Source organism: Kitasatospora sp. NPDC057512, from assembly GCF_042802135.1.
Lineage (GTDB): Bacteria > Actinomycetota > Actinomycetes > Streptomycetales > Streptomycetaceae > Kitasatospora.
Genome location: NZ_JBHVET010001296.1, coordinates 1 through 1,053, shown reverse-complemented (window position 1 = coordinate 1,053; position 1,053 = coordinate 1). Strand labels below are relative to the sequence as shown.

Sequence of the window (1,053 nt, the reverse complement as noted above, 5' to 3'; positions counted from 1 at the left end):
AGGACCGGCCGCGCCACCGCGGGCCGGTGGCTGGCCGCCGCCGCCGTGACCGCCACGGCGCTCGTCGGCGCCACCGCGATCGCCGCCGCCGACACCACCCCCGCCGACAACTCCGCCGCACCGCCCGCGGTCGAGGACTTCGCCTACCCGGGCGCCGCCGCGATCACCAAGGTGAAGCTGCTGCGCGGCGACGGCCACATCCTGCTCGGCGACTGCGCCAAGCCCACCCAGATCCAGGTCTGGACCCTGGCCCCGGGCAACCCGGACAACCAGATCTGCTTCACCGTCTCCGGCACCACCGGGTCGCTCTCCCTCCAGCTGCCCGAGGTCTTCGCCATCCAGACCGCCGGCGGCCGCGCGGTCCGGGCCGGCCTCACCACCGGCACCACCCAGCAGACCCTCGACGTCCCCAAGGACGGCTTCAAGTCGGTCGGCGAAGGCGGCAACGGCGCCTCCACCAGCCTCGTCGAACTGACCGTCACCGGCTGACGGCCGCCTGCGCATCCGTTCCTCACCGTCTGGGAATACACATATGCTTCGCAACTCCTCACCCCGCTCCCGGCGGGCGGGTGTGCTGGTCGCGGCCGCGGCCGCCGGCACGCTGAGCACCTTCTCGCCGGCCGGGGCCGTCTCCGGCCCCGCGGCTGCCGACAACACCGACACCGCCACCGCCCGTCTGGTGATCGGCGACAACGCGCGCGGATGCACCGGTGCGCTGGTGGACCGCTCCTGGGTGCTCACCGCCGCCTCGTGCTTCTCCGACGACCCGGCGCAGCCGCAGGCCCTGGTGGCCGGTGCGCCGAAGTGGAAGACGACCGTCACGCTCGGCGGCAAGTCGGCCGAGGTGGCCGAGCTGGTGCCGCGCGCCGACCGTGACCTGGTGATGGCCCGTCTCGCGTCGCCCGTCGACGGCGTCGTCCCGCTCGCGGTCGCCGCCACCGCCCCGACCGCCGGGCAGAGCCTGCGCGTCGCCGGTTTCGGCCGGACCAAGGACGAGTGGGTGCCGAACAAGCTCCACACCGGCGCGTTCAGCCTCGACACGGTGAGCGCGAC

Annotated in this window: 2 protein-coding genes; both read left to right on the top strand. The window is 74.4% G+C overall.

Features of this window, described 5'->3' with window-relative positions; genetic code table 11:
- Positions 1-489: hypothetical protein (locus ACFU6K_RS39600; RefSeq protein WP_380671607.1), on the top strand; the 489-nt coding region annotated here is incomplete at its 5' end.
- A 43-nt stretch (positions 490-532) separates the two neighbouring features.
- On the top strand, positions 533-1,053 hold a 521-nt coding region (locus ACFU6K_RS39595; RefSeq protein WP_380671605.1), incomplete at its 3' end, for a trypsin-like serine protease.